Source organism: Pseudomonadota bacterium (assembly GCA_022572885.1).
Taxonomy (GTDB): Bacteria; Pseudomonadota; Gammaproteobacteria; order Steroidobacterales; family MnTg04; genus MnTg04.
In genome coordinates this window covers 1-26,125 of the sequence record JACZVC010000013.1, presented here as the reverse complement: position 1 = coordinate 26,125, position 26,125 = coordinate 1, and the positions used below count along the sequence as shown (strand labels likewise).

The window sequence follows — 26,125 nt, the reverse complement described above, 5'->3', positions numbered from 1 at the left end:
CTGCGAAACGCTCGTTCTCCGCAAGACAGTGCCTTCCCGCGGCATATCGGTCGCGCAAATCCATCGTTTTGTTCCCGGTTTTGTCCGTCGTCAGGTCAAATCGGCAAAATCTCTAAGTCGATCAAATATTTTTGGGGCAAAGTACGGTGTTGAATCGCTTTAACACTCTTTTTTATCTTTTTCTTCAAAGACTTACCGCCTTTTATTAACATAATACATTCAATCATGCCTTATGTTTAACCAGTCTCACTCGAGACTGTCAAGCAAGATTCCCTTGCAAACTAACCAGTTATGACGTTTTTCGCTTGACTGTCTAAAAAGTTTGGGATTAAAGTCCCCCAAAGGTTGGGTTATGTAATATGCTGCGGATTCAGAGGGTTCCGCTCGATGTTTCCTACAACAGGCATGAATCAGACGCCCAAAAATAGCCTGCTGGATGCGTTTAAAAAGATTTTTCGCCCGTTTATCGGCGTGCTGCTCAGAAACGGCGTGTCGATCGCAGAGTTTATAGAACTGATCAAGACCGCTTTTGTGGAGGTCGCGGCAAACGAATTCGAGGTGCCCGGGAAAAAAATGTCCCAATCGCGGGTGGCCATCGTTACCGGCCTGACCCGCAAGGAAGTGGCCAGAGTTATTAAGGAGGAGCATCGCCGCCTGTACGGATACGAGGGATCACCGCAGGGTCGAGCCGCCAGGGTGTTACTTGGCTGGCACATGGACGACGACTTTATTGGACCGTATGGCACGCCGAATGATCTGCCCTTCGACGCGGAAGAAGGGCTGACTTTTTCGGACCTGGTAAAGCGCCACAGCGGCGACATGCCACCGAGAGCGATGCTCGATGAGTTACTGAGAATTGGAGCGGTAGAAGAAACAAAAGACAGTTTGTACCGGGTTTTGATGCGGACATACATCCCACCAAGCCTGGCGCCCGGCGGTCTGGAAATGATGCAGAAAGCTTTAGCCGACTTCCATCAGACCGTAATTATTAATTTGGAGAAAAAAGTAGCTGGTGGTGTTGGGCGATTTCAACGAACCGTTTGGTCTGATGAAAAACTTACAGAGGGCGAACTCGTAGATTTTGAGAACTTTGTCCGGGTGTCCGGGCAAAAATACCTTGAAGAAATGGATGATTGGTTAGGAAAAAAGATAGCACGCCGAACCAGTGATTTCGTTCCTTCGAATGCAAAAATTGCAGGTGCGGGCGTATATCACTTTGTAAGAAGCAAAAGCCGTTTTCAAGAATTAACTGAAATTTTCGGGGGTTATTATGATGAGCAGGAAGATGACTAAAGCAATTGCAGTATCGGTATTTACCGCAATGGCCTTATTTCTTTCTGGTGCGACAGTTGGAATGCCAAAAAACGAAAAGAGGCTCGAAGGCTCGCAACCCGAGGCATTGTTGTTAGTTGGCCCGGTATCGAGAGCAAAAGGTCGAACCCTCGAAATAATGGGTCAGCTCGTGACCGTCGAATTTTCCGATGCGAAGAGTTTTGTCGAGCATATGGAATCTGGTTCGTATACCGCTGTATTTGGGTATATTTCGGCAACTGGCCAAATATCGTCTACACATATCGAAGTACTGGAATCTCAATATGTACCAGGGTCATCGCCAGTTATGGTATCCGGGATGCTCTTTGAATCATTGGACGAAAATGGTCATGTATCCCTCAGTGATTTGACTATAGACGTCACACCGTCTCTTTCTGCGCCAACCCAAATCGATTCCAACCAAATTGCCGTATTCACCGGTGTGCAACCGAACCAGGATGGAATAATGTTGGCGAATAGCACACGAGGGTTTGAGTCATACGCGAACTTCTCCGAGTACCAAAATCTTAAGGCAGGCATGTTCTTGGCCAGCATCGGAGGCGGCGATTCGCCCTTGAGCATCGGTGGCGGCGATTCGCCCTGGAGCATCGGTGGCGGTGATTCGCCCTGGAGCATTGGTGGCGGCGATTCGCCCTTGAGCATCGGTGGCGGTGATTCGCCCTTGAGCATCGGTGGCGGCGATTCGCCCTTGAGCATCGGTGGCGGCGATTCGCCCTTGAGCATTGGTGGCGGCGATTCGCCCTTGAGCATCGGTGGCGGTGATTCGCCCTTGAGCATTGGTGGCGGTGATTCGCCCTTGAGCATCGGTGGCGGCGATTCGCCCCTGAGCATTGGTGGCGGCGATTATCCTAACTACATCAGTGATCGTGATTTTCTTTGAAGTGCTGTTTTAGTCTTTTACCTTCTAATCGCCAAACTGTTAAGGGTCAATAGAAGCGTACTGCTGTTTCAAATCCATATTCGTTAGTCCTCGTCCTCAAAATAATAAAACCCAGCACCCACTATTTTTGAGTTCTTGTCAGGATTCAGGCTATCCCCAGTTTCATAACGAGACAATTCATCATCTAAGTCTTCGGTATACTTCCGAAGTTTCTCTCTTGCTATTTCACTTACTTTCTTTAGTTTACTCTTCGGAACAGTTAAAAAAACACGCCGATCAAATCTTCTCGCCTCAGGAAGTCGGCCAGGTCTAGTATTATATTCTAGCGTACCTAGTTTGTGCCTGACAGAATTTCTCAGCGCCCAAATTAGTATGTCATCTACCTCAACTGCGATGAAATGCCGCTTTATCGGATAAAAACTATCGCCATCCGACTCGATAGCATCGGCTCGTATCAGTTCCTTGAAAAGCGCGCCTGATGGTACGTCACCCCCATATTTTTTGGCCAGCGTTAGGAAGGACGGATTACCGTTGTCATAGGCCAGCGGAATGGGCGACCCTTTGTCATCCAGGTAATCTGAATCCGTATGCCAGAAATGCAAGACAGCCGATGCGGGGCTCAGTTTGTTGCTTATCTTGTCTTCCCGCATTTTTTCCCAACCGTCATCGCGAATCTTCTTGACTTCCTTCCTCGTCAGGCCCGTCATGATCGCAACCCGCGATATATTCGTCTTCCTGCCCCTCAGGCCGTATTCGTCGGTCGAGATTTCGACAAACAACGATTTGGCCACTTCGGTAAAATCTTTGTAGGAAATGCCCGAGCGCAGAAAAATTCTGAACAAGGGTTTGAGCGCATTTCTGCTGGCATCAAGGAGCTGAATATGTCTTGGGAGTTCGGACATGGTGACTAACTCGGGAGGTCAGGTTTAATAATTAGCCCATATATATACCGCAGCAAGGCATTATTTGCTAATTAGCTGCAAAAGCGCCTCTTCATCAATTACCGAAATTCCCATATTTAGTGCTTTCTCATATTTTGACCCGGGTTTCTCGCCCGCCACCACAAAATCAGTCTTCCTGGAGACAGATCCTGCAACCTTTGCCCCAAGCTCCCGCAGCCTTGATTTTGCTTGATCCCTGGTCAATTTATCGAGTGTCCCGGTCAATACGAATATCTTCCCGGCCAGCGGCAATCGACTATCTGCAGCAGCTTTTCGTTCTACCGGCCAACGGATGCCCTGCGCCAACAATGCATCGATAATCTCTTTGTTGTGCGCTTGCTGGAAGAAAGTGCGCACATGGGAGGCCACGACCGTACCGACATCCTGCACCGCCATCAAGGCTTCTTCATCGGCCGCCATCAACTCGTCAAGATCTGCGAAATATGCCGACAATGACAGGGCCGTCGCTTCACCGACTTCCCGAATTCCGAGCGCGAACAAAAAACGCGCAAGGGTTGTTTGCTTGCTTTTTTCCAGCGCATTAATAATATTCCCCGCGGATTTCTCCGCCATGCGGTCCAGTCCGGACAGATTTTCCAACGTAAGCCTGTAGAGGTCGGCTGCTGTTTTGACAATTCCTGTCTCGATCAACTGGTCGATAATTTTGTCGCCCATGCCATCAACATCCATGGCACGGCGCGATGCAAAATGTTTTATTGCTTCTTTGCGCTGCGCCGGACAAAACAATCCGCCACTGCACCGGGCAACCGCTTCATCTTCTGGCCGCTCAACGTCCGAACCACACACAGGGCATTTAGCCGGCAGTCTGACTTTTCTGGCCTTAGCTGGCCTTTTCTTTTTTATCACACTGACTATTTCGGGAATGACGTCTCCCGCTCGTCGAACCACCACGGTGTCACCGATCCTGACATCCTTGCGTTGCAGCTCATCCATATTGTGCAGTGTTGCGTTGCTAACGGTTACACCGCCGACAAAAACGGGGTCCAGTCTCGCCACCGGTGTTAGCGCACCGGTCCGGCCTACCTGGAACTCGACATCCTTGACGATGGTGGTTTCTTCCTCGGCTGGAAACTTTTGCGCAATCGCCCAGCGCGGGGCACGAGCCACAAAACCGAGCGCCTCCTGGTAATCGAGCCGGTTGACTTTGAAAACAACACCATCGATGTCGTAAGGAAGCGAGACTCTTTTCCTGAAAATGGCAGCATAGTAGGCCAGGCATTTATCCACCCCGGACAACACCGCTGATTCAGGAGAAACCTTCAGGCCCCATTGCCTGAGTAACTGCATTCCCATGTCGTGGGTTGCCACCGAGTGTCCTGCCGATATTTGACCGATACCATAAAAATAGATATCCAGCGGCCTTTGTGCCGTTATTCTTGGATCCAGCTGACGCAGGCTGCCGGCGGCCGCGTTGCGTGGATTGACAAATTCCTTGTCGCCTTTTCGCCGGGCCCTGGCATTAAGTTCATCGAATCCGGCCCGCGGCATAATGACTTCGCCACGAACCTCCAGCAGCGGTGGATATTCCGAACCTGACAGCCGCAAGGGGATCGCGTTTATGGTCTTGATGTTATGCGTTACATCCTCGCCCGTGCTGCCATCGCCCCGGGTGGCGCCTCGAACCAGCTTTCCTCCTTCATAAAGAATACTGACCGCCAATCCATCGAGTTTTGGTTCTGCTGCATATTCAACTTCTTCGGAATCCTCGAGCTTGAGCCGATTTCTCAGACGACGGTCGAAATTGCGCAACTCGTCTTCATCGAACGCATTTTCCAAAGACAACATTGGCAACTGATGGTGTACTTGATCAAATGCTTTGACCGGCTTTGCACCCACTCTTTGCGTCGGCGAATCCTCGGTAATCAAATCGGGATATTCAGCTTCGAGTTTCCGGAGTTCCCGCAACAGGCCGTCATAACGCGCGTCGGATAGTTCCGGATCGTCCAATACGTAATACAGGTGATTGTGGCGTCGAATCTGTAGTCGCAGCTCTTTCGCATGCACTGCTGTTTCTTTGGGTGCGCTCATATCGCTGCGTCGTGATGCCCGGGTACGCGGCTCAGCCAGTCTGGTGCTGATACCGAACGATTTCGTCGCGGATGTACCCCGCTCCCTGCGCAGTCAGTGCCCCGCCCTTTTCGTCCAGCAGTTCGCAGTTCGTTCTCTCGGCGATCCCGCGGGCTGTTGCCAGCATGTCGTTGAAAACTTCAATGCCATCCAATGCGCCAGGCAAAACCATGAAAAAAGTCAGCCCGGGCGTATTCATGCTTTCCAGCTTGGACAAATCAAAGGTCCCCGGTTCGAGCAGGCTCGCCACGCTGAATACGGGGACCTCCGTGTTTTCCGCCATCCGATGAAATATCTGGAAACTGCCATGCATTAACCCGGCGTCCATCAGCGCTTTTACGATGTCCATGCCGTTGAGAAGCAGCCCGCCTTTCGTGGCGACTCTCAATGAAATGATCTTTTCGTCCCCGCTAAGGTCCTGGTAAATACGCCCTTTGGAAGCAGGTTTTTTGGAACGCCGTCCTTTGCCTGCCGGCGGTGAATCCTGGTCGCTGCCGTGGCCCGCATCCGCAACCGGCCCCTCCGGCTCTATCTCGGAATTTGCGCTGGAATCCAGCGATGGCTCAGTGCGTTTATGGAAAGAATCGTTGACTGGCCGGTCATCGTCTAATTGGCGCTTGCTCCACAAATACACGCCGCCTACGACTACCACACCAACGATCAGCAATATCCAGCGCAGCTCTGTCATTCCAGGCTCTAACTGGCCGCCATTTGCACCGCTTCGTCAACATCGACCGACACGAGCCTGGAAACGCCGGCTTCGTGCATAGTGACGCCGGTAAGCTGGGCCGTCATTTCCATTGTCGTTTTGTTGTGCGTAATGATGACGAACTGCACCTGCTCCGACATCTCACGCACGAGCTCGCAGAAACGGGCGACATTGGCATCATCCAGTGGCGCATCAACCTCGTCCAGCAGGCAGAATGGCGCCGGATTCAATTCGAAGATACTGAATATCAGCGCCACCGCCGTCAGCGCCTTTTCGCCGCCTGAAAGCAGATGAATCGTGCTGTTGCGCTTGCCCGGCGGCCGCGCCATGATCGTGACGCCGGAATTCAGCAAATCGTCGCCGACCAGTTCCAAATAGGCATGACCACCGCCAAAAAGCCTCGGGAATTTCGCCTTGAGGCCGTCGTTTATGTTATCGAAGGTCTCCTTGAATCGCGTACGCGTCTCGCGATCGATTTTTCGAATCGCGTTTTCCAGCGTCTCCAACGCATCGCTCAAGTCGGTATTTTGCTTATCCAGGTACTCTTTCCGTTCGAGCTGCTCCTGGTATTCCCCAATGGCGGCCAGGTTGATCGGTCCAAGACGGTTTATCCGACTCGCCAGGCGTTCCAACTGCTCATCCCACTGTTCTACACTGGCGTCATCCGGTATTTCGCTGGTAATTTCGTCGATCGAAAAACCGGTTTCGTCAAATTGTTCGCTGACACCTTCCTGTCGCACACTGATTTCCCGAACCGTCATCCTCACCCGATCCGACGATTGGCGAATCTCTTCGACGGTTGACTGAGCCTCGGTCCGTTCGTGTTCATGTTCGCGAAGCGCTTGTTCTATCTCCTCGAGCCGCTTTCTCGCATCCGCCAGCTTTTGCTCTACTGTTATGCGATTTTCCAAAAACTCGGTGAGTCGCTGACGGCTTTCTACAAACGGTTCTTCACCGCCCCGAAGCTGTTCCTCGAGCTCATCGACACGGTCCCTGAATCCCCGGAGCTGATCTTCCATGCGCGACAGGTTGGCGCTGGCCGATTCGCGGGTACTGCGCCTCGATTCGACTTTGATCGCAATCTCCTGGCATGCGAGCTGACCTTTTTTCGCAATTTCACGAGAAGATTCAAACTTCGACTGAAGCTCCACGCGCTGCTCTTCCAGGATGCCGCGTTTTTCCTCCAAGGCCGCCAGAATCTCGATGCCGCTTTCGACTGCCGCTCGTGAGTTTCTCAATTGCTGAGTCGTTTTTTCGATATCGCGCGATACTTCCGCAAGCTCGATTCCCAGGCTGCGCGTCCGGCTAGCGGTTTGCTCCGCCTGGTGCCGCTCCGCTTTCAGTTGTCCACACAAATCTGCGTGCAATCGTTGCAGCCGCCCACCCTCTTCCCGGACTTCCTCCCTTTCAGACTCGAGTTTATCGAGATCGCGCCTGACCGCCCCTTGCTTGTCCTCGTCGCCAGTTACGCGAGCGGCATACTCACCGTGTTGCTCGCGCAGCAGCCTGATTTGTTGCTCACGATGAATGACGCTGGAATGCTCATCCTTGGCGCGAGCGACTCGCAACCAGCCCCCGCCAAGCCAGATGCCGTCTCTGGTAACGATCGAGTCACCCGGCCCCAAATTTTCCCGGGTTGCCAGCGCCTGCTCCAACGAATCAGCGACATGGACGCCGCCGAGCAGCGCTTCCAGACCCGAGCCGTTTTGAATCTTGCTCAGCAACAACGTGTGGTCGGCGACCGGATCGACCGCTTTCTTACGCTCTATAAATGCGATTGAACCTGCCTGCAACGAGCCCAGGACTTCGGCGACGGCGTCGATTCCCTCGACGCAAACCGCTTCCAGGTAGGAACCCAGCACTGTCTCAACCGCTGCCTCCCATTCGGCTTCTACCTCTAGCTCCTGCGCCAGTCGCGGGCGGTCACCCAGGTTCTTGCCCTCAAGCCATTCAACGACTTCACCCTCGGTCTGCCCCAGCGCTGCCTGTTGCATCGCTTCGAGCGTAGCCAGCTGACCGCGGATTTTCTGTAGATCCGACCGGCCCAGGTCGAGCTCGCTGGTTAATTCCTGGTCTTGGGTACGCAATTGCGCCACCCGTGAGGAGATTTGCTGTAATTGCTGCTGCAAAGCCATGGCCTTGACCTCGGCCTGCTGCTCCTCCTTGACCAGTTCAGCAAGCTTTTCTTCCAGATCGGTATTGGATATCGATAGTTGCTCCTGGCCCATTTTGTTTTTCTGCTGCAGCATCCGGGAAAGCTGGCTCTCCAGGTGCTCGATAGACGCTTTGTGCAGCTGTACCTGGTTTTGCTCAACATGGTTTTCACGGCCAAAACTTTCCCAGTTCTCCTGCCAGTCAGCCATTGCCTGTTCTGCTCCACGCAACGCATTTGTCGAATCGACTTCCTGCCGGCGGGCTTTTTCGAGGTCCGGACCCAGTTCGTCCAGCGCCTCGGCCAGTCCATGCAACCGGCTTTTGTCCTGCACAATGTGTGACTGGATATCGCCCAGGTTTGCCCGAGCCTGCTCAAGGTCTGTTTCCTGTCTCTTTTTCAGTTCCCGCGCGTGCTGAATATTTTGCTCAAGCCTGGCGATCTCCGCGCCTACCTGGTAATAGCGCGCCTGAACCTCGTTGAAGACATCGGTTTGGGAATCATGATTGTCGCGGAATTCCTCTATTTTAGCCTCGACCGCCCGCTGCCCGGACACAGCCGCCTGCAAACGATTTTCTACTTCGGAGGCTTCCTTTCGGGCCACGGCTGCCTTGACATCCAGGTGACGCAGTTTCAAAGCGATAAGTTCGGCGCCCAGCTTTCTTTCCTCCGACTTCAGATTCTTGTACCGCTTCGCGGTTCTTGACTGGCGCTGCAGGTGCTTGATGTGTTTTTCGATCTCGTCGATCAGGTCATGCAACCGTTCGAGATTCTCCCGGGTACTCCGCATCCGGTTCTCGGTTTCTCGCCTTCTTTCTTTGTATTTCGAAATACCCGCCGCTTCCTCGAGGAATACCCGCAATTCCTCGGGTCGGGCCTCGATCAGCCTGGATATCATGCCTTGCTCAATGATGGCATAACTGCGTGGCCCCAGCCCGGTGCCAAGGAAAACGGCCGTGATGTCCTTTCTGCGGCAGCGCGCATTATTGAGGTAATAGACGGAAGTGCCATCACGCGATACGACCCGGCGAATGGAGATTTCCGCATAGCTGGCGTATTGCCCGCCCATTGCGCCATCCGCATTGTCAAATACCAGTTCCACGGAGGCAGTGCCAACCGGTTTACGGGCGCTCGAACCGTTAAAAATGACATCCGCCATGGAATCACCGCGCAGGTTCTTGGCCGAGCTTTCCCCCATCACCCAGCGCACGGCATCGATCACATTGGATTTGCCGCAGCCGTTCGGGCCAACGATTCCGGTCAGGTTGCCTGGAAAAAAGATCGTGATTGGGTCTACGAAAGACTTAAAACCCGCCAGCTTGATTTTGCTGAGTCGCATATGCCCTGACGCCAATCCCTGAGGCTGATGGTTCCTTGATTAGCGGTAGTGTAAAGTAATTATTGTTGAATGAATACGCCTTGCTTGCCCGATTCGGAGGAGCCGATCCCGATGCCCTTAAACCCGCAAAAATCCAAGCCGGCGCGCCCCGTCCGGGGTCTTGAAACCTTCGCCAACCCGAACCCCGCCCGCGACTACACCATTCGGATTCGGGTTCCGGAGTTTAGCTGCCTGTGCCCAAAGACCGGACAACCCGACTTTGCGACTCTAAACTTCGAGTATATTCCTGATAAGCTATGTATTGAATTGAAATCATTGAAGAATTATATTTGGTCATATCGCAACGAGGGCGCATTCCACGAAACCGTGACCAACCAGATTCTCGACGATTGTGTCGCCGCGATCGAACCCCGATACATGTGTCTGACCGCCGAATTCAATGTGCGGGGCGGCATTTATACCACCGTCGTCGCAGAACACCGAAAACCCGGATGGCAGGCGCCCATGCGGACTGCAACCCCCTGATATTAAAGCTGTTTTTTTTGCGAAAAGCTGCCTCTGGACAGTGGCTGCGGGGGTTGTATAATGCCGCGTTCGGCATTTGCCGAAGATGGAGATAGCGCATTGCCCGCCAGGAAAAAAACCGCTGCTAAAAATGCTGCCAAAAAAAAGGCGAGCAAAAAAAAGAGCCCCAGGAAAACGACCAGGAAGGTTGGCAAGAAAACTAAGCCGATAAGAAAAACGGCGACCAAAAAAACCGCTAAGAGAAAAGCCGCTGGCAAGAAAAAGCTGGCGAAAAAGACAACCGCCAAAAAGAAAGCAAGGAAAAAGGCCGCGGCCAAGACCGGGACACGGCGTAATCAATTGATGACTGGACCCTTACACGGTTTCCAGCCTTACAAAGCCAAACGCGGCGAGCAATATATGAACGCTGGCCAGCTTGGACACTTCAGGAATATCCTGAAGGCCTGGCGGCAGGCGTTGATGGAAGAAGTCGACCGGACTGTCGATCACATGAAAGACGAGGCCGCGAACTTTCCCGATCCGAATGACCGTGCGACCCAGGAATCGGAATTCGGCCTCGAACTCAGAACACGGGATCGCGAACGCAAGCTGATCCGAAAGATTTCACAGGCTCTGACCCGCATCGAGGAAGGCAGCTACGGCTATTGCGATGAGACCGGCGACGAAATCGGGCTGAAACGACTTGAGGCGCGCCCGGTTGCAACACTGTGTCTCGATGCACAGGAGCGCCGCGAAATGGCGGAACGTCAATACCGGGATCGGGACGACCGCTATCGCTGACTCAGTTCGAATGGCAAAGCATCATCGGGGCTCTGAGATGAATTCTCAGGGCCCCGATTTGTTTGCGGGCTATATCGGCCGGTTTGCTCCCTCCCCCACTGGCCCGCTGCATTTCGGTTCTCTGGTTACCGCATTGGGAAGCTGGCTCGATGCACGTGCCAACAAGGGAACCTGGCTGTTGCGGATCGAGGATATCGATCCCCCACGGGAGCGCCCCGGTGCAGCCGACAGCATCAAAGGAACTCTTGACGCACTGGGACTGCACTGGGATGGGGAGGTTATATACCAGGGTCAGCGCCTGGCATATTTCGATCGCGCCCTGGAGTCGCTGATCGAACAGCAACTGCTCTATCGCTGTGTTTGCTCCAGGAAATCAATGAGGAAAACGGTTGGCGAACCTGGTCATGCGGCCGGCATTTACCCCGGAACCTGCGTGACCCGGACACCAGGAAACGACCAGGCCCACAGCCTGAGAATCAAAACCAGCGGCGTACATATTGGATACACGGACCGGATTTACGGCAATTTTATGGAAAACCTGGCCACACAGTGCGGCGATTTCATCGTAAAGCGCCGCGATGGCCTGCCTGCGTACCAGCTGGCGGTGGTTGTCGACGATTTTCAGCAAGCCATAACCCATGTGGTCCGCGGCGCGGACCTGCTGGACAATACCGGCCGCCAGGCTTACCTGCAATCGGTTCTGGGCTACCCCAGGCCGGCCTATATGCACTTGCCGGTCGTGTTAAACAACACCGGCCAAAAACTGAGCAAACAAACCGGCGCCCACCCACTCACCGACAAAACCTTGTCTGATTCGTTACTTTCCGCCCTGGCATTTCTGCATCAAAACCCGCCTGCCGAGCTCTCAAAGGCGCTGAATACAGAAATCCTGGAGTGGGCAATAGCAAACTGGCGACCAAGCCTAATCAGGGATGCGGGCTTAGTAAAAAATGCAGGCTAGCGAATATTTTTCCGTATCGCACAAAAATGTACTATGCTTCGAGCAAACCAGATTCCTTTGTGCAACCCGGTGCAGCATCACGGCAGAGCAAAATTGCGGCAATTCTTGATCCGTTCTCCAGAAAGAGAAAAAAATGAATGACAGCAGCAGCCGAATAATAAAAAAATACCCGAACCGCAGACTATACGACACCGAAGAAAGTCGATACATCACTTTGGCTGACATCCGCCGGCTGGTTCTCGAAAAAACCGAATTTGTCGTCATCGACAAAAAATCACAGGAAGATATTACCCGAAGCATTTTATTGCAGGTGATCGCCGACCAGGAAGGGCATGGTGAACCGGTCATGAGCCAGGACTTCCTGGCGCAGGTCATTCGGTCTTATGGCGGCACGATGCAAAGTATGATGAGCAGCTACCTGGAACAGAGCCTGCGCCTGTTTATGACCCAGCAACAACAGATCCGGGATAAGGTAAAAGATGTGGTCGGCGTGGATCCGGTTGGCGTAATGACGGATATTGCACAAAAAAATTATGAGCGCTGGAAGTCAGTGCAAAACGAGATTTTTCGCACGCTGACCGACATCGGTGGGCAGGGAAACGATCGAGACAAACGCCACCACGATAAGGATGACGACAACAGCAATGACCGTCCGGCTGCATAGCAAGCCCACACGCTTAGCAGAAATTCTGACCGCCTTTCAACAGCCTGCTAGTCTGTCGTATTGGCGGCCAGACCGCCGCCATCTGCGATACCGATGCGGTCAAGAAAATCGCTAAACCCGGGCTGGGTCCTGATGTTGTCGAAGGCCGGATTGACCCCAAGAAAAATTACCGCTCCGTGTCTGTCATTGATCGAGCGGTCCAGCCATTCATACGCTTTCTCGGTATCGCACATCGCTGCGTATGCGCGGGCGAATACCCAGGGTGCAACATATCGTTCAGCGCTCAGCGCCAGCAGTTCTTCAAGTTGCGAATTCGCTTTGCCATGCTCGCCGGTCACTGCAGACACAAAAACGGCGCTGACCAGAACCTGGATGTTCCCGCTATCAAGCTCCATTGCCCGCTTTATGTGCTTCCTTGCGGCCAGCGATTCACCCCGGAACGCATAAGCTTCTGCCAGTCTCAGGTATGCCGGTACAAAATGCTCGGCGATCCCCAGCGTCTTTTCCCATTGTGCAATGGCTTGTTCATACTTGCGGCCGAAAAAAAGAAAATCGCCGACATTCATCGATACGCCCACGTCCAACGGGTCCAGCCGCAAGGCTGTATGAATCTGCTCCATAGCCCCTTGTTGCTCGCCGACGACCACCAATAAATCACCCAGCCCTATCCTGCCTATAATCTGACTGGGATTTTGCGCAATGCTGGCTTGAAAAATGGAACGGGCGGAAACGAAGTCCCATTCGAAAAACATCTTTACTGCTGCCATGCCTGACAACGCGGCATACTCTTTGTCATCCAGGCGCAAGGCTGCTTCAAAATAATGCTTTGCCTGAGGAAAACACTCGCTGGCCGGCAAGGATCCGTAGATTCCCTGGAGCAGGAAGACCTCTCCCATTCCGACCAGGCTGGGCACGTGGTCTGCTTCTTGTCCGATCGCATCTGAAAAATACTGCAACGCAGCCTGAAACCCCGGTTGCGTGCGCTTGCTGAAGAAATGGCGGCCTTTCAGATATGACCTGAGAGTCCTGGAATCGACTGGTGCAGCGGAATCCAGACGTTTCTGCTCTGCCGTGCTAATCCGCGCGCCGATTTCAACCGAAACAATGCAAGCGATTTCGTTTAGCAATCCAATAAAATCCTGCACGGGTCGGGTATAGGTCTCGGCCCAGCGATGGTGGTCGGTCAACGGGTCGATCAACTGCACGACGACTTGCACGCTCTGATCCGACAGCAATACCGATCCTTCAATAATGTGCGCAACCTGGAGTTCGCGGCCAATTTGCCGCAAGTCTTTCTTGGTTTCCCGGTATCGCATGATCGTTGTGCGCGAAATAACACGCAGAGACTGAATACCCGCGAGCTTGGCTATCAGGACTTCGGTTAATCCATCGGCAAAATAATCGTTATCCGAGCCTGTGCTCATGTTGCCAAAAGGCAATACCGCTATTGAACCTGGCACAGCAGCATGATCAGCTGACAACCCGTCCTGATACTCCACCTTCCCTGCCTCGTCGCGTGAAATACCTTTTTGGCCGAACTTGAAGAACCAGGAAAGTATCAACGTTACCGGGAATCCCGCGAAAGCGAGCGCGACCAGCACCTGCATTACCCAGGCGGGCGCTTTATAGGTCTGCACCACAACGGAGACAGCTTCGACAACCAGCCAGGCGCCAGCGGCATAGAACGCACCCGCTTCAAACACCTTGCGGCGCTTTAGTTCTCTGAATAAGGAGACAAGCGGTTTAATTTTTTTTGCCATCCAGAATGCAAACGATCCTGTCTGTTGCTGAGAGTTATTTTAACCCATAGAGGCATGATTGATCTGATTGAGGTCTACAGACGAAAAAGGAGCCTCCCGGCTCCTTTTCGTGTCTTGCCTGGTTCTGCTGGCGAATGCCTATTCAGCATCCAGGTTACGCATGCTCAGGCGAACGCGGCCCTGGCGATCCACCTCGAGTACCTTGACCCGGATATTGTCACCTTCGGACAACTTGTCGCTGACTTTTTCGACGCGCTCTTCCGAGATCTGGGAGATGTGCACCAAGCCGTCTTTGCCCGGCAGAATCGTGACAAACGCCCCGAAGTCCATCAACCGGGCCACCTTGCCATCATAGATCTTGCCAACCTCGACCTCGGCGGTGATCAGTTCGATCCGCCTGCGAGCCTCCTGGCCGGAAAGACCTTCAACGGAAGCAATCTTGATCGTGCCATCGTTTTCGATATCGATAGTGGCGCCCGTCTCTTCGGTAATCTGGCGAATAACGCTGCCGCCTTTACCGATGACATCGCGAATCTTCTCGGGATCGATGTGCATGGTGATGATGCTGGGCGCCCATTCAGACATTTCCTTACGCGGCTGATCGATAACCTTGGCCATCTCCCCAAGAATATGAAGACGGCCATCTTTGGCCTGGGCCAATGCGCCTTCCATGATGTCCCGGGTAATCCCGTCGATCTTGATGTCCATTTGCAAAGCGGTTATCCCATCCGTGGTACCCGCTACCTTGAAATCCATGTCGCCCAGGTGATCTTCGTCGCCGAGAATATCGGTCAGCACGACGTATTTATCCCCTTCCTTGATCAGTCCCATGGCAACACCGGCAACCGGCGCCTTGACCGGCACACCGGCGTCCATCAGCGACAGGCTGGTGCCGCAAACGGAAGCCATGGAACTGGAGCCGTTTGACTCGGTGATCTCCGATACCACGCGAATCACATACGGAAATTCATCCAGATCGGGCATGACCGCCATAATTCCGCGCTTGGCAAGCCGGCCGTGGCCAATCTCGCGTCGTTTTGGCGAGCCCATAAAACCGGTTTCACCGACACAATACGGCGGGAAATTGTACTGCAGCATGAAGCGTTCGCGACGCTCGCCTTCGAGCGCGTCGATGATTTGCGCATCGCGTCCGGTCCCCAGCGTGGTCACCACGATTGCCTGCGTCTCACCGCGGGTGAACAACGCTGAACCATGGGTTCGCGGCAACACACCGACCCGGACATGGATCGGCCGGACAGTCGTCGTATCGCGTCCGTCTATCCTGGCCTCTCCAGCCAGGACGCGTGAGCGTACGACCTTGCTCTCCAGCGATTTGAACTCGCCTGCGACATCTCCTGCATCCCAGCGTGCGTCATCGCCGTCGCTCAGTCCCTCGACCACGGCATCCCGGATTTCACCTACCTGCGAATACCGCGCCTGCTTTTCGGTAACCTGGTACGCGGCCGCCAGTTTTTCGCTCGCCAGTTCGGCCACCGCTTTTGCCAGTTCTTCGTCTTTTTCCGCCGGCTGCCAGTCCCAGGCAGGTTTGCCGGCTTCGGCCGCAAGTTCTGCAATCGCCTTGATCGCCGTCTGCATTTGCTCATGCCCGAACATTACTGCGCCGAGCATCACCTCTTCGTCTAGACAATCCGCTTCCGATTCGACCATTAGCACGGCACGCTCGGTACCCGCTACGACCAGGTCCAGTTTGGATTCGGTCAACTGGCTCATCGAGGGATTGAGCACGTACTCGCCGTTAATATATCCGACCCGTGCGCCACCGATCGGACCAGCGAACGGCATACCGGACAACGCCAGTGCCGCCGACGCTCCCAGAATGGCCGGGATATCGGGATCCACATCGGGGTTGACCGAAACGACGGTCGCGACGACCTGAACTTCGTTGTAAAAACCTTTGGGAAACAGCGGACGTATCGGCCGGTCAATGAGCCTGCAAGTCAGCGTTTCTTTCTCGCTGGGCCGCCCTTCGCGCTTGAAAAAGCCACCGGGTATCCGGCCGGCCGCGTAGGTTTTTTCCTGATAGTTGACTGTCAACGGAAAGAACTCCCTGCCTGCTGCAGCTTCCTTCCGGCCAACAGCGGTTACCAGGACTACGGTATCCGCGACACTGACCAGGACCGCGCCATCCGTTTGACGCGCTATCTCGCCTGTTTCGATGGTGACTTCATGCTCACCATACTGAAAACTCTTCTTAATACTTTTCACATTTTTTCCTTCACTGATACGGGCTGTGCGGCCTATCTGCGCAACCCAAGTTTGGCAATAAGTGCCCGGTAACGTTCCAGGTCATTGCTCTTGAGATAATCCAGCAACTTGCGGCGCTGGTTAACCATGCGCAGTAATCCACGCCTTGAATGGTGGTCTTTCTTGTGTCCGGCAAAATGATCGCTTAGCTCGGTGATCCGCTTGGTGAGCAGGGCAACCTGCACCTCGGCAGACCCGGTATCAAGATCTCCCCGTTTGAATTCGGCAATTACTTCGCTTTTCTGCTCTGTTGAAAGAGGCATTTTCACTCCCTGGCCGGCGCACCGGCACAAATCAGCCCGCTATTCTAAGTTGCTGCCGCGCAGCTAACAAGCTGAAATACAAATAAATATTCATTCACGACGCTCAACGTGGAAACAGCCGCGTGGGAGCCACCCGCCCATCCAGTTTTACTTCGCCAATTCCCAGAAAACCATGGCTTTCATCGTAAAGCCGCACTTTTCCACTACGCGGGGCACCGGGCGCCATCACCGCCTGCCCCTGCATCAGGTAATAGGCGCTGTCTGCACCCAGTTCGACGGACGGCCAGTGGCCGAGCGCACTGTCCACCGGCAGTAAAATGTCATCCAGCCGTTCCATACCCTGCTCTGCCAGAGCCTCAAGCTCCTCCAGCTTATACATACGCCCCTCGGCATATGGGCCAACGCTCAGTCTCCTCAGCGCGATGACATGAGCCACCGTGCCCAGCGCCTGGGCAATGTCTTCGATCAATGTCCGGATGTAGGTTCCTTTTGAGCACGCCACGTCCAGTTCCAGGGCATCGTCTTCGAGGCTGAGCAACTCGAGTCCGTAGATCTCGATTTCACGTGCCTGACGCTCTATTTCTATGCCCTTGCGCGCCAGTTTGTACAAGCGCTGGCCCTGGTGTTTTATCGCCGAATACATCGGCGGCACCTGTTTCTGCAATCCTGCAAACTGCGCAAGAACCCGCTTGACGGCGTCATTGTCCAGGGCCGGTACCGGCTCTTCCTCGACGACCCGGCCATCGGCATCGCCGGTATCTTTACGCTGCCCAAGCCGGGCAGTAACCTGGTATCGCTTGCTGGCATTGAGCAGGAACCCGGATACCTTGGTCGCCTGGCCAAGGCATATCGGCAACAGTCCACTGGCCAGCGGATCAAGGCTCCCGGTATGCCCCGCCTTTCTCGCGTCAAACAGGCGCTTGACCCGCTGCAATGCCTGGTTCGAAGTCAGGCCGATCGGCTTGTCCAGCAACAATATACCGTCGATCGCCCGGCCTTTTTGTCTGCGGCCGCGCAGCCTACTCATGTTCGTTGTCCTGCGTGCGAGACTTGTCCTTGCTCACCGCTTCGTCAATCAATGCACTGATCCGGACCCCGCTCGCCACCGACTGATCGTGGACGAACTTGAGCGCCGGCACTTGCCTGGTATCCATCGCCTTGCGCAGCTGGCTGCGCAAAAAGCCCGCAGCCCCCTTGAGCGCCTTTGCCGTCGGTTCCGGGTCTGAATCCGGGTCCAGCAGACTGAAAAACACGGTCGCATGCGACAGGTCCCTCGAGACATCACACTCGGTCACGGTGACCGAGGCAGCACGAGGATCCTTCAGCTCGGTCAGGATCAGCTGGTTGAGCAAACGCCTTACCTGCTCCGAGACTCTTTTTGTACGTGAAAACTCTCTTGGCATATCGCGCCGCTCAATCCAGCGTCCGGGCTATCTCGACCCGTTCGTAACACTCGATTTGGTCACCAACCTTGACGTCGTTGTAATTGCGCACGCCGATGCCGCACTCAGTACCCGAGCGAACCTCATTGGCGTCGTCCTTGAAGCGCCTCAACGACTCCAGTTCTCCCTCATAGATCACTACGTTGTCGCGAAGCACGCGAATCGGGTTGTTGCGCCTGACGGCGCCCTCGGTGACCAGGCAACCTGCGATCTGGCCAAAGCTTGGTGATTTGAAGACTTCCCTGACCTCCGCCAGCCCAACGATCTGCTCCCGGATTTCCGGACTCAACAAGCCACTGAGCGCCGCCTTTACGTCATCGATCGCTTCGTAGATGACACTGTAATACCGAACATCGACGCCCATTTCCTGGATCGTCTTGCGTGCGGCGCCATCGGCGCGGACATTGAACCCGAGAATGATCGCGTCGGACGCGGCCGCCAGGTGGACATCCGATTCGGTAATACCACCGACGGTCGAGGCGATAATCTTGACCTTGACTTCATCGCTGGGAAGTTTGCCCAAGGCATCGCGTATCGCTTCGGCACTGCCGTGGACATCCGCCTTGATCAGTATCTGAACCGAACTGACCAGCCCGGCTTCCATTTGCGAGAATACGTCATCCAGACGAGCAGCCTGCTGGCTGGCCAGATCGAGATCCCGGCTCCGGTTGCGGCGCAGGTCGGCAATTTCCCTTGCCTTGCGTTCACTGCTGACCACGAGCACGTCATCGCCCGCCGCCGGCGTGCCCGACAATCCCAGGACTTCGACAGGCATCGATGGACCCGCTTCGCTTATCGCCTTGCCGGCATTATCGAACATGGCGCGGACGCGCCCCAACTCCTGGCCCGCCAGAAGTACGTCGCCGCAACGCAGTGTGCCTTTCCTGACCAGCACTGTCGCCACCGGGCCACGGCCTCTTTCCAGGCTGGATTCAATGACCACACCGGCCGCCGGACCCTCGCGCCGGGCCTGCAGTTCCAGAACCTCCGCCTGGAGCAGGATGATGTCCAGCAACTTATCCACACCTTCGCCGCTGGTGGCCGACACATTGGCAAACAGGTGTTCGCCGCCCCATTCTTCCGATATCACTTCGTGTTGCGAAAGTTCGCTGCGGACTTTCTCGAGATCCGCTTCCGGTTTGTCAATCTTGTTTACCGCCACTACCAGCGGAACTCCCGCAACTTTGGCGTGCTGAATGGCTTCTATGGTCTGCGGCATCACGCCATCATCCGCAGCAACGACGAGGATCACGATATCGGTCGCCCGCGCACCGCGTGCGCGCATCGCGGTAAACGCTTCATGACCCGGCGTATCCAGGAAAGTGATCGTTCCTTTCTCCGTCTCCACGCTGTAGGCGCCAATGTGCTGCGTAATGCCGCCGGCTTCGCCGGCAGCGACCCGGCTCTTGCGAATGTAGTCGAGTAGTGAAGTTTTGCCATGGTCGACGTGACCCATGACGGTGACCACCGGCGCGCGCGGTAGCTCCTTGGCTTCACTTTCGCCGGCCGCCTCAACGAGCTTCTCCTCAGCGTGATCTTCACTGACAGAAATTGCCTTGTGCCCCAGTTCCTCAACCAGCAGCAAGGCAGTGTCCTGATCCAGTACCTGGTTGATCGTAGCCATAACACCCATGCCCATCAGCGCCTTGATCAAATCGCCGGATTTGATCGCCATCAGTTTGCCCAGCTCGCCGACCGCAATGGTCTCCGGCACCTTGACCTCGCGAACCACGGGCTCGGTTGGCATTTCGAACCCGTGCTTCTGGTCGACGTTGATATGGCTGGGCCGGCGTCGCTGCGGCTTGCGTTTGCGCCGGGCGCTGATCGAACCAATATGCAGTTCCTCGCGGCCATACTTGGTCCGGCTGCGTTTGCGGTCGCGCTCGGCGCGGGCGGCATGTTCGCGGTGTTTCTTTTCTTTCTCCTGACGCTCTGTCTCGCGGGCTTCCTGCTGTCTCTTGGATTCTTCATCCACCCGGCGGTCGATATCGGCTTCTTTTTTGGATCGCTCGTCCTCGATGCGTTCTTTTTCTTCTTGCTCTTGCCGATTGCGCTGCTCTTCACGAGACTCAGCCTTGGCGCGGATTTCCTCGTCCTGGCGTTTTTTCTCGGCCAGCTCCTCGGCGCGAATGCTTTCCAGCTCTGCCTGCCGCGCTTTGGCTTCTTTTTCGAGATCGTCACGCTTGACGTATGTTCGCTTGCGCCTGACTTCAACGCTGACCGTACGGGCTCTGCCTTGCGCGCCTGGCAACCTCAGTTCGGTGTGCGACTTGCGTTTCAATGAAATTTTTCTCGGACCCATTGCCGCATCGTCACCAAACTGACCGTGACTCCTGCGCAAAAACGTCAACAGTTCCATTTTCGATTCATCCGAGATACTGTCATCCGCACCGGCGACCTCAATGCCGGCTTTCTCAAGCTGAACCAGCAAACGGTCGACCGGTACCTTCAGTACTTCGGCAAATTGGCTAACAGTCACATCAGACATATATACGCTCCAGCGCGTCAGGTACTCTCTTCGTTCTCAAACCAATGGGCTCGTGCCGCCATGATCAGCCTGGCCGCCCGCTCTTCATCCAGACCCTCGACGTCCTCCAGATCCAGCACCGCCTGCTCGGCCAGGTCTTCACGGGTTATGACCCCATGGCTGGCCAGCTGAAATGCCAGCGCTTTGTCCATATCTTCCAGTTCCAGCAAGTCAGCCGCGGGCTCAACTTCATCCAGGCGTTCTTCGTTGACAATTGCCTGGGTCAGCAGTACGTCCCTCGCCCGGTTCCTCAACTCGGTGACAATGGTCTCGTTGAACTCCTCGATACCGAGCAATTCAGAGTTAGGCACATAGGCTATCTCTTCGACCGAAGAAAACCCTTCCTGGACCAGGATGATTGCGACGTCTTCATCGACATCGAGCTGTTCCATGAACATGTTGGTCAGTTCTTTGGCTTCTTCCTCTGTCTTGGTCTGGGCATCCGCCTCATCCATTACGTTCAGTTCCCAGCCGGTTAACTCGCTGGCCAGCCGAATATTTTGCCCGCCCCGGCCGATGGCCTGGGAGAGTTTTTCGGCATCGACCGATATGTCCATGCTGTGTTTATCTTCGTCGACCACGATGGAAAGCACCTCGGCCGGCGACATCGCATTGACCACGAACTGCGCCGGGTCCTCGTTCCACAGAATGATATCGACTCGTTCGCCAGCCAGCTCATTGGATACCGCCTGCACCCTGGACCCGCGCATACCCACGCAGGCGCCGACCGGGTCAATCCGGTTGTCATTGCTTTTCACGGCAATCTTCGCGCGCAGTCCCGGATCGCGCGCGGCCCCCAGAATCTCGACCAGGCCCTGCCCGACCTCGGGCACTTCCAATTTGAACATTGCGAGCAAAAACTCAGAAGATGTTCGGGTCAGAAACAGTTGTGGTCCGCGGATTTCTTCACGAACCTCACGCAACAGGCCCTTGACCCGTTCATTATTACGCAGGGGCTCGCGCGGAATCAGGTGCTCGCGTGGAATAAACGCCTCCGCATTGCCGCCTAAATCAACATAGGCGCCATTACGATCGACGCGCTTGACCATGCCGCTGAGCAACTCGCCAACCCGTTCCTGGTATTCTTCGAAGACCTGTTTACGTTCTGCTTCGCGGACTTTCTGGACGATGACCTGTTTGGCGGTCTGGGCGCCAATGCGCCCGAAATCGACCGACTCCATCGGCACTTCGACATATTCGCCCGGCTGGGCGTCCGGATCGATGTCAACGGCGTCGATCATGCGCAGTTCGTGATCCGGTATTTCCAGCTCGGTCGAGTCGTCCGCGAACACCAGCCAGCGCTGGAAGGTCTCGTAGTCACCGGTCTGGCGGTCGATCGCGACCCGAACGTCAATATCGTCCTTGTGGGTCTTGCGTGTCGCCGAGGCGAGCGCTGCTTCAATCGCCTCGAAAATAATTTCCTTGTCGATGTCTTTTTCATTGGAAACAGCATCGACAACAAGCAGAATTTCCTTGTGCATTTCCAAACTCATGATCTCACAACTCCGGCGCCAGCCGCGCCCTCTTGATATCCTCAATCGGCAGCCGGTATTCATGGTCTGCCATCACTACCAGTACCTGTTCCTCATCGAGACCCAGCAACCGGCCAATAATCCTTTTTCGCCCGTCAACGGCGCGCTCCATGCGAACCTTGACGCGTTTGCCGGTGAACTGCCGAAAGTGATCCGCAGTCCGCAAAATCCGGTTCAAGCCCGGCGACGACACTTCGAGCGTGTAGTGCCCGGGAATCGGGTCTTCCACGTCGAGCAATGCACTGACCTGGTGGCTGACTTTCGTGCAGTCATCCAGGCCGACGCCATCCGGGCCATCGATAAACAACCTGAGCAGGCCAGTGCCGCCCAGATCCAGATCGATATCGATCAACTCGTAGCCCATACCGTTCACGGTCGGCTCAAGCAGCGCTATCAATTCCTCTCTGATCAAACTTTTGCCTCGCGTACAAAAAATGGGCCTATAGCCCACCCGGTCCTGCCCCGCTACTTTCCATGCCAAACCAGCATGCCACCGAGCCTGCTGCAAATAAAAAGCCCCGGCCAGCGGGGCTTTCTACCAATTTGGTAGCGGGGGCACGTTGCAGCCCGTATATTCGGCGCTACGATCTAACGCCGGATCACCCTCTACTCAAGCTTGAGTGACCCGCTGAGCGCGCATATTACCCTAGTATATCGCCGCATAAAACCCTTTTTCACTCAAAATCAGTCTCTATTCCGCCCCGAGGCAGGAGGTTAGGAGCGGTATCGATGTCTGCTTTCCGCAGCAGCCTCAACCTTTAAAGGCAAGGATATGGGCATTCCAATCGTGGCCATACAGCTTGGCTAAAAACAGTTCGGCCGCCGCCGCCATCGATGCTATACCCGCCTCCGCCATCGATGCTTGCCAAAAATGCTCTCGAGTATGAATTTTGGAACTCGGAGAAATTTTGGTATGACTCAAGTCCTGCAACGCTAAAGGCCGAAACGATTCCATCAGGGTTCGGTTGTATACCGATCAACACCGTTATTTTGTCAGCCCAGCGGCTGCATTCGATGATTGCAACTACTCCGCTTGCCCAATACGTGCCCTTTTCGGTATTCGTCAGCGATGAAGCTCGGACGCTCCATGTTCAGCCCGCGTTCAGGCGCTCAGTAACATACTGTATTTCTGGGGGCTTCGCCTGATTGTGTTGAAACGAGTACTCTGACACTGACCCTAGAATCACGAAAGATGTAAACATGGTCGTACAGACCATAATAAGAGACCTTGTTTTGGGGAGACAAAAGTGAAAAAGCTTTTTCTGGCTGTATTGCTTGTAACAGTTCCGTTGTCGGCGCTCGCGGAAACGGAATCCTTGACGAAATATCGTGCTCTGGCGAAACAGGGTGACGCCAACGCGGAATTCAACATCGGTCTGATTTACTACGAGGGCAGAAGCGCTTCTGAGGAAGGGATCTGGGTCGAGGCCATTGGTGAATCAATTCGCCAGGGTTCCCGCGGGTCGATTTTGGATACTGAGTGGCTTGCCGATAAGATTTGGGACAAAGTAGTTGGCAAAAAGTCCCCGGATCCAATTGAACAGGCTGAGCAGGCCTGGGCCAAAATGGACAGTTCGAAAAAACGAGCTGCCCAACGTGATTCGGGACTGAAAGCGTTGCGGGACAAGATCCAGCGCAAAAATTACAAGAACGCGGCGAAGTGGTTCGGCCTGGCTGCGAAACATGGAGACGCCGAGGGGCAATATTACTTCGGTGTTCTGTACAACCGGGGAGAAGGCGTCAAGAAAAACGACGCTACAGCCGTTCAGTGGTACAAGAAAGCGGCCGAGCAGGGCAACCTCAATGCACAATCGTTGCTTGGTGACAGCTACGTGTTTGGTGTGGGTGTCGAGGAAAACGACCAAACTGCCGCTGAGTGGTATCGGTTGGCCGCCGCGCAAGGAGACCCCGTAGCGCAGCAACTACTGGAGTGCCTGGAGCCAATCGTGGCGGACTCGTCAAGTGGTGCATTTCTACACAGTAATCAAATGAAAGGGCATGGCGGGCCATTGACCGGCTGTACCTGGGACCGAAAGAACTTCGGGGGTTCTCCGATATTCACGAGCTACCTGAACGGAAACATACATGGCATCAGGACCCAATGGACTGGTGGGCCGAGATTCCAAAGGAAATGGAGAAAATATACCGAGGCAAACTATGTTGATGGGCAGAAAGAGGGCCTTTCTTCCATGTGGAAGTATGGAAACGGACAAAAATGGTTTGAAGTTAACTATGTTAATGGAAAGCGAGAGGGTCTGAAAACATGGTGGCACGAAGACGGGTCGAAACACAGTGAAGTCAGTTTCGTCAATGGGAAAGAAGAAGGGCTTTTCGTAAGTTGGTACGAGAGCGGGACCAAGAAGCAGGAGGCGAATTACGTCAATGGAAGGATCAAGGGTCCAGTGACCACTTGGTACGAAAACGGGAACAAATCCGCGGTGAAAAACATGGATGGAGGCCTTGCAGACGGGCTCCAGACCCGCTGGTACGAAAACGGCGAAAAGCAGTCGGAGGGCATGATCAAAAAAAGTACTGGCCTCAGGGATGGTCCCTGGACCGAGTACTATCAGACCGGGCAAAAGAAATCTGAGGAAAACCACCTGCAGCGGGCTCGGCCGGAGCTCGGCTATTTGAAGGAATGGGGACGCGTCTACTGGACCCAGTGGTATGAAAGCGGCGGCAAAAAAGCGGAAGGATTATACATACGCTACAGACCGCCTTACATGAAGAACTCGCGAGGCCAGCGGTTTGCAAACTATCGCCAGGGGCACTGGACTGACTGGGACATCGAGGACAACGCGACGGAAAGCTGTTACGACCGGGGCAGAAAACTCAGCGACCTCAGCCGGTGCCCGCGCCCTCAGTCGGTTTCGGACAAGCTCAATAATATCGTGGCATTTATTCTGGGCACCGCTCGACTCGCCGACGACGCCAGTGGTTTCTCGGGTAACCCAGGTGATCGTGGGGTAGACCTGGGCATGGGCAAGGGCAATCCGTCGATTGTGATTCCGGACGCCGATTTCCTGAACGCGGCGACCGCAGAAGCAGACGAGCTGACGTTTTCGATCTGGGTAAAAAATTACGAGATCGTCAACAGTTCCGTGTTTTGGGTAGCTTCACCCTCCGGCGGCAAGTCAAAGCGTGGTTTTCAAGCGCACATTCCCTGGGGAAATAACGCTATCGTTTTCGACACTGCGGGTTGCTGCAATGCCAACACCCAGCGTATCGAAGCCAGCATCGCATCATTTCCCGGTTACTCCGGTGACGTCAAGTGGTGGAACCAATGGCATCATTTTGTTTTTACAAAGAAGGGTTCGCACAAGGAAATCTGGATCGATGGGCAACTGTTCCTCGCCGGGAAGAACACGAAACCGTTGCCAAGCGATTTTACGGAAATCTGGCTTGGCGCCAAAAGGCTGGGAATGGAAAACCACATGCACGGCATGCTGGATGACTACTCAGTGTTCGCGACTGCGCTTGGCGAAGCCGACATTCGAGCGCTGGCCAGAGGCGACTCGCCAACCACGTTGGCGGCGAGCACCCGAATTCTGGCGTATTGGGATTTCAATGAGCTAAATACGACAGACACGCCCTACCAAACCAACCGAGTCGTCGTCAAAGACAACTCCAGGAATACACACAAGAGACCCGATACTTCGTCTACATACAATCTGTACGGCAATCCCAAGAACCCGGGTTACCCGTCGCTTGATCCTGAGTCCGGTGTCCTCACCCTGACTCCGGTCGATGCGTACGGCGCATCGGCTGTTGCCCTCATGAAAGAGCCAACAACAACGCCATTTGTTCTCACGTTTGAGTTCAATATTTGGGACGATGACGGGGGTACGAGCTGGGGGAAACGCTATAATTCTGCCAACGGAATCAGTGTGATTTTCGCCAAGGACGATTCAGCCTACACAACGACAGTCCCTCCGGCTGGATCGGCGATGGGATTCATCGAGGAC

Annotated in this window: 20 protein-coding genes; 7 read left to right on the top strand and 13 right to left on the bottom strand. The window is 54.6% G+C overall.

The window, feature by feature from the left end; genetic code table 11:
• The first annotated feature begins 405 nt into the window (after positions 1-405).
• Positions 406-1,293, top strand: coding sequence for a hypothetical protein (locus IIA05_06465; GenBank protein MCH9026744.1), 888 nt, complete (start codon positions 406-408; stop codon positions 1,291-1,293).
• Positions 1,286-2,212, top strand: a complete 927-nt coding sequence (locus IIA05_06460; GenBank protein ID MCH9026743.1) for a hypothetical protein — start codon at positions 1,286-1,288, stop codon at positions 2,210-2,212. Before IIA05_06465 ends, IIA05_06460 begins: the two co-directional genes overlap by 8 nt.
• 83 nt (positions 2,213-2,295) lie before the next feature.
• On the opposite strand, the gene IIA05_06455 is transcribed toward IIA05_06460, so the two are convergent.
• From IIA05_06455 to smc, 4 genes are read right to left on the bottom strand one after another with little or no spacing between them, the layout of a single operon-like run.
• Positions 2,296-3,114, bottom strand: a complete 819-nt coding sequence (locus IIA05_06455; GenBank protein MCH9026742.1) for a hypothetical protein — start codon at positions 3,112-3,114, stop codon at positions 2,296-2,298.
• Between the two features lie 60 nt (positions 3,115-3,174).
• Complete coding sequence (gene ligA, locus IIA05_06450) at positions 3,175-5,202, bottom strand: NAD-dependent DNA ligase LigA (protein MCH9026741.1); 2,028 nt, start codon at positions 5,200-5,202, stop codon at positions 3,175-3,177.
• A gap of 31 nt (positions 5,203-5,233) precedes the next feature.
• Positions 5,234-5,929 carry a cell division protein ZipA C-terminal FtsZ-binding domain-containing protein gene (locus tag IIA05_06445; protein ID MCH9026740.1) on the bottom strand — a complete coding sequence of 232 codons (696 nt, stop codon included), beginning with the start codon at positions 5,927-5,929 and terminating at the stop codon, positions 5,234-5,236.
• Positions 5,930-5,937: 8 nt separating this feature from the next.
• Entirely contained in the window at positions 5,938-9,441 is a 3,504-nt protein-coding gene (smc, locus tag IIA05_06440) for a chromosome segregation protein SMC (GenBank protein MCH9026739.1), read from the bottom strand.
• Positions 9,442-9,552: 111 nt separating this feature from the next.
• On the opposite strand from smc, the gene queF reads away from it, so the two are divergent.
• The 4 genes from queF (at position 9,553) to phaR (ending at position 12,371) form a co-directional block, all read left to right on the top strand.
• Positions 9,553-9,966 carry an NADPH-dependent 7-cyano-7-deazaguanine reductase QueF gene (gene queF, locus IIA05_06435; protein MCH9026738.1) on the top strand — a complete coding sequence of 138 codons (414 nt, stop codon included), beginning with the start codon at positions 9,553-9,555 and terminating at the stop codon, positions 9,964-9,966.
• A gap of 60 nt (positions 9,967-10,026) precedes the next feature.
• Positions 10,027-10,746, top strand: a complete 720-nt coding sequence (gene dksA / locus IIA05_06430; GenBank protein ID MCH9026737.1) for an RNA polymerase-binding protein DksA — start codon at positions 10,027-10,029, stop codon at positions 10,744-10,746.
• 37 nt (positions 10,747-10,783) lie between these two features.
• On the top strand, positions 10,784-11,707 hold the full coding sequence (gluQRS, locus tag IIA05_06425; GenBank protein ID MCH9026736.1) for a tRNA glutamyl-Q(34) synthetase GluQRS: 924 nt from the start codon (positions 10,784-10,786) through the stop codon (positions 11,705-11,707).
• Between the two features lie 133 nt (positions 11,708-11,840).
• Positions 11,841-12,371 carry a polyhydroxyalkanoate synthesis repressor PhaR gene (phaR, locus tag IIA05_06420; protein ID MCH9026735.1) on the top strand — a complete coding sequence of 177 codons (531 nt, stop codon included), beginning with the start codon at positions 11,841-11,843 and terminating at the stop codon, positions 12,369-12,371.
• A 47-nt stretch (positions 12,372-12,418) separates the two neighbouring features.
• Here the strand turns inward: phaR and IIA05_06415 are convergent, their stop codons facing one another.
• The 9 genes from IIA05_06415 to IIA05_06375 all read right to left on the bottom strand — a co-directional run bounded on the left by IIA05_06415 (position 12,419) and on the right by IIA05_06375 (position 23,115).
• Entirely contained in the window at positions 12,419-14,131 is a 1,713-nt protein-coding gene (locus IIA05_06415; protein ID MCH9026734.1) for a hypothetical protein, read from the bottom strand.
• A gap of 138 nt (positions 14,132-14,269) precedes the next feature.
• The gene (pnp, locus tag IIA05_06410; GenBank protein ID MCH9026733.1) at positions 14,270-16,357 is read right to left on the bottom strand and encodes a polyribonucleotide nucleotidyltransferase; all 2,088 of its coding nucleotides are present in this window, start codon (positions 16,355-16,357) and stop codon (positions 14,270-14,272) included.
• Positions 16,358-16,389: 32 nt separating this feature from the next.
• Complete coding sequence (gene rpsO, locus IIA05_06405; GenBank protein ID MCH9026732.1) at positions 16,390-16,659, bottom strand: 30S ribosomal protein S15; 270 nt, start codon at positions 16,657-16,659, stop codon at positions 16,390-16,392.
• Positions 16,660-16,762: 103 nt separating this feature from the next.
• The gene (gene truB, locus IIA05_06400) at positions 16,763-17,686 is read right to left on the bottom strand and encodes a tRNA pseudouridine(55) synthase TruB (protein ID MCH9026731.1); all 924 of its coding nucleotides are present in this window, start codon (positions 17,684-17,686) and stop codon (positions 16,763-16,765) included.
• The gene (gene rbfA, locus IIA05_06395) at positions 17,679-18,062 is read right to left on the bottom strand and encodes a 30S ribosome-binding factor RbfA (protein MCH9026730.1); all 384 of its coding nucleotides are present in this window, start codon (positions 18,060-18,062) and stop codon (positions 17,679-17,681) included. The genes truB and rbfA overlap by 8 nt, the downstream gene beginning before the upstream one ends.
• Positions 18,063-18,072: 10 nt before the next feature.
• The gene (gene infB / locus IIA05_06390) at positions 18,073-20,589 is read right to left on the bottom strand and encodes a translation initiation factor IF-2 (GenBank protein ID MCH9026729.1); all 2,517 of its coding nucleotides are present in this window, start codon (positions 20,587-20,589) and stop codon (positions 18,073-18,075) included.
• A gap of 17 nt (positions 20,590-20,606) precedes the next feature.
• The gene (nusA, locus tag IIA05_06385) at positions 20,607-22,109 is read right to left on the bottom strand and encodes a transcription termination/antitermination protein NusA (GenBank protein ID MCH9026728.1); all 1,503 of its coding nucleotides are present in this window, start codon (positions 22,107-22,109) and stop codon (positions 20,607-20,609) included.
• Between the two features lie 16 nt (positions 22,110-22,125).
• Entirely contained in the window at positions 22,126-22,524 is a 399-nt protein-coding gene (locus IIA05_06380; GenBank protein MCH9026727.1) for a ribosome maturation factor RimP, read from the bottom strand.
• Positions 22,525-22,911: 387 nt separating this feature from the next.
• On the bottom strand, positions 22,912-23,115 hold the full coding sequence (locus IIA05_06375; protein MCH9026726.1) for a hypothetical protein: 204 nt from the start codon (positions 23,113-23,115) through the stop codon (positions 22,912-22,914).
• 292 nt (positions 23,116-23,407) lie between these two features.
• Here IIA05_06375 and IIA05_06370 point away from each other — a divergent pair.
• Positions 23,408-26,125, top strand: a 2,718-nt coding sequence (locus tag IIA05_06370; protein MCH9026725.1) for an SEL1-like repeat protein, incomplete at its 3' end; no start/stop codon positions are given.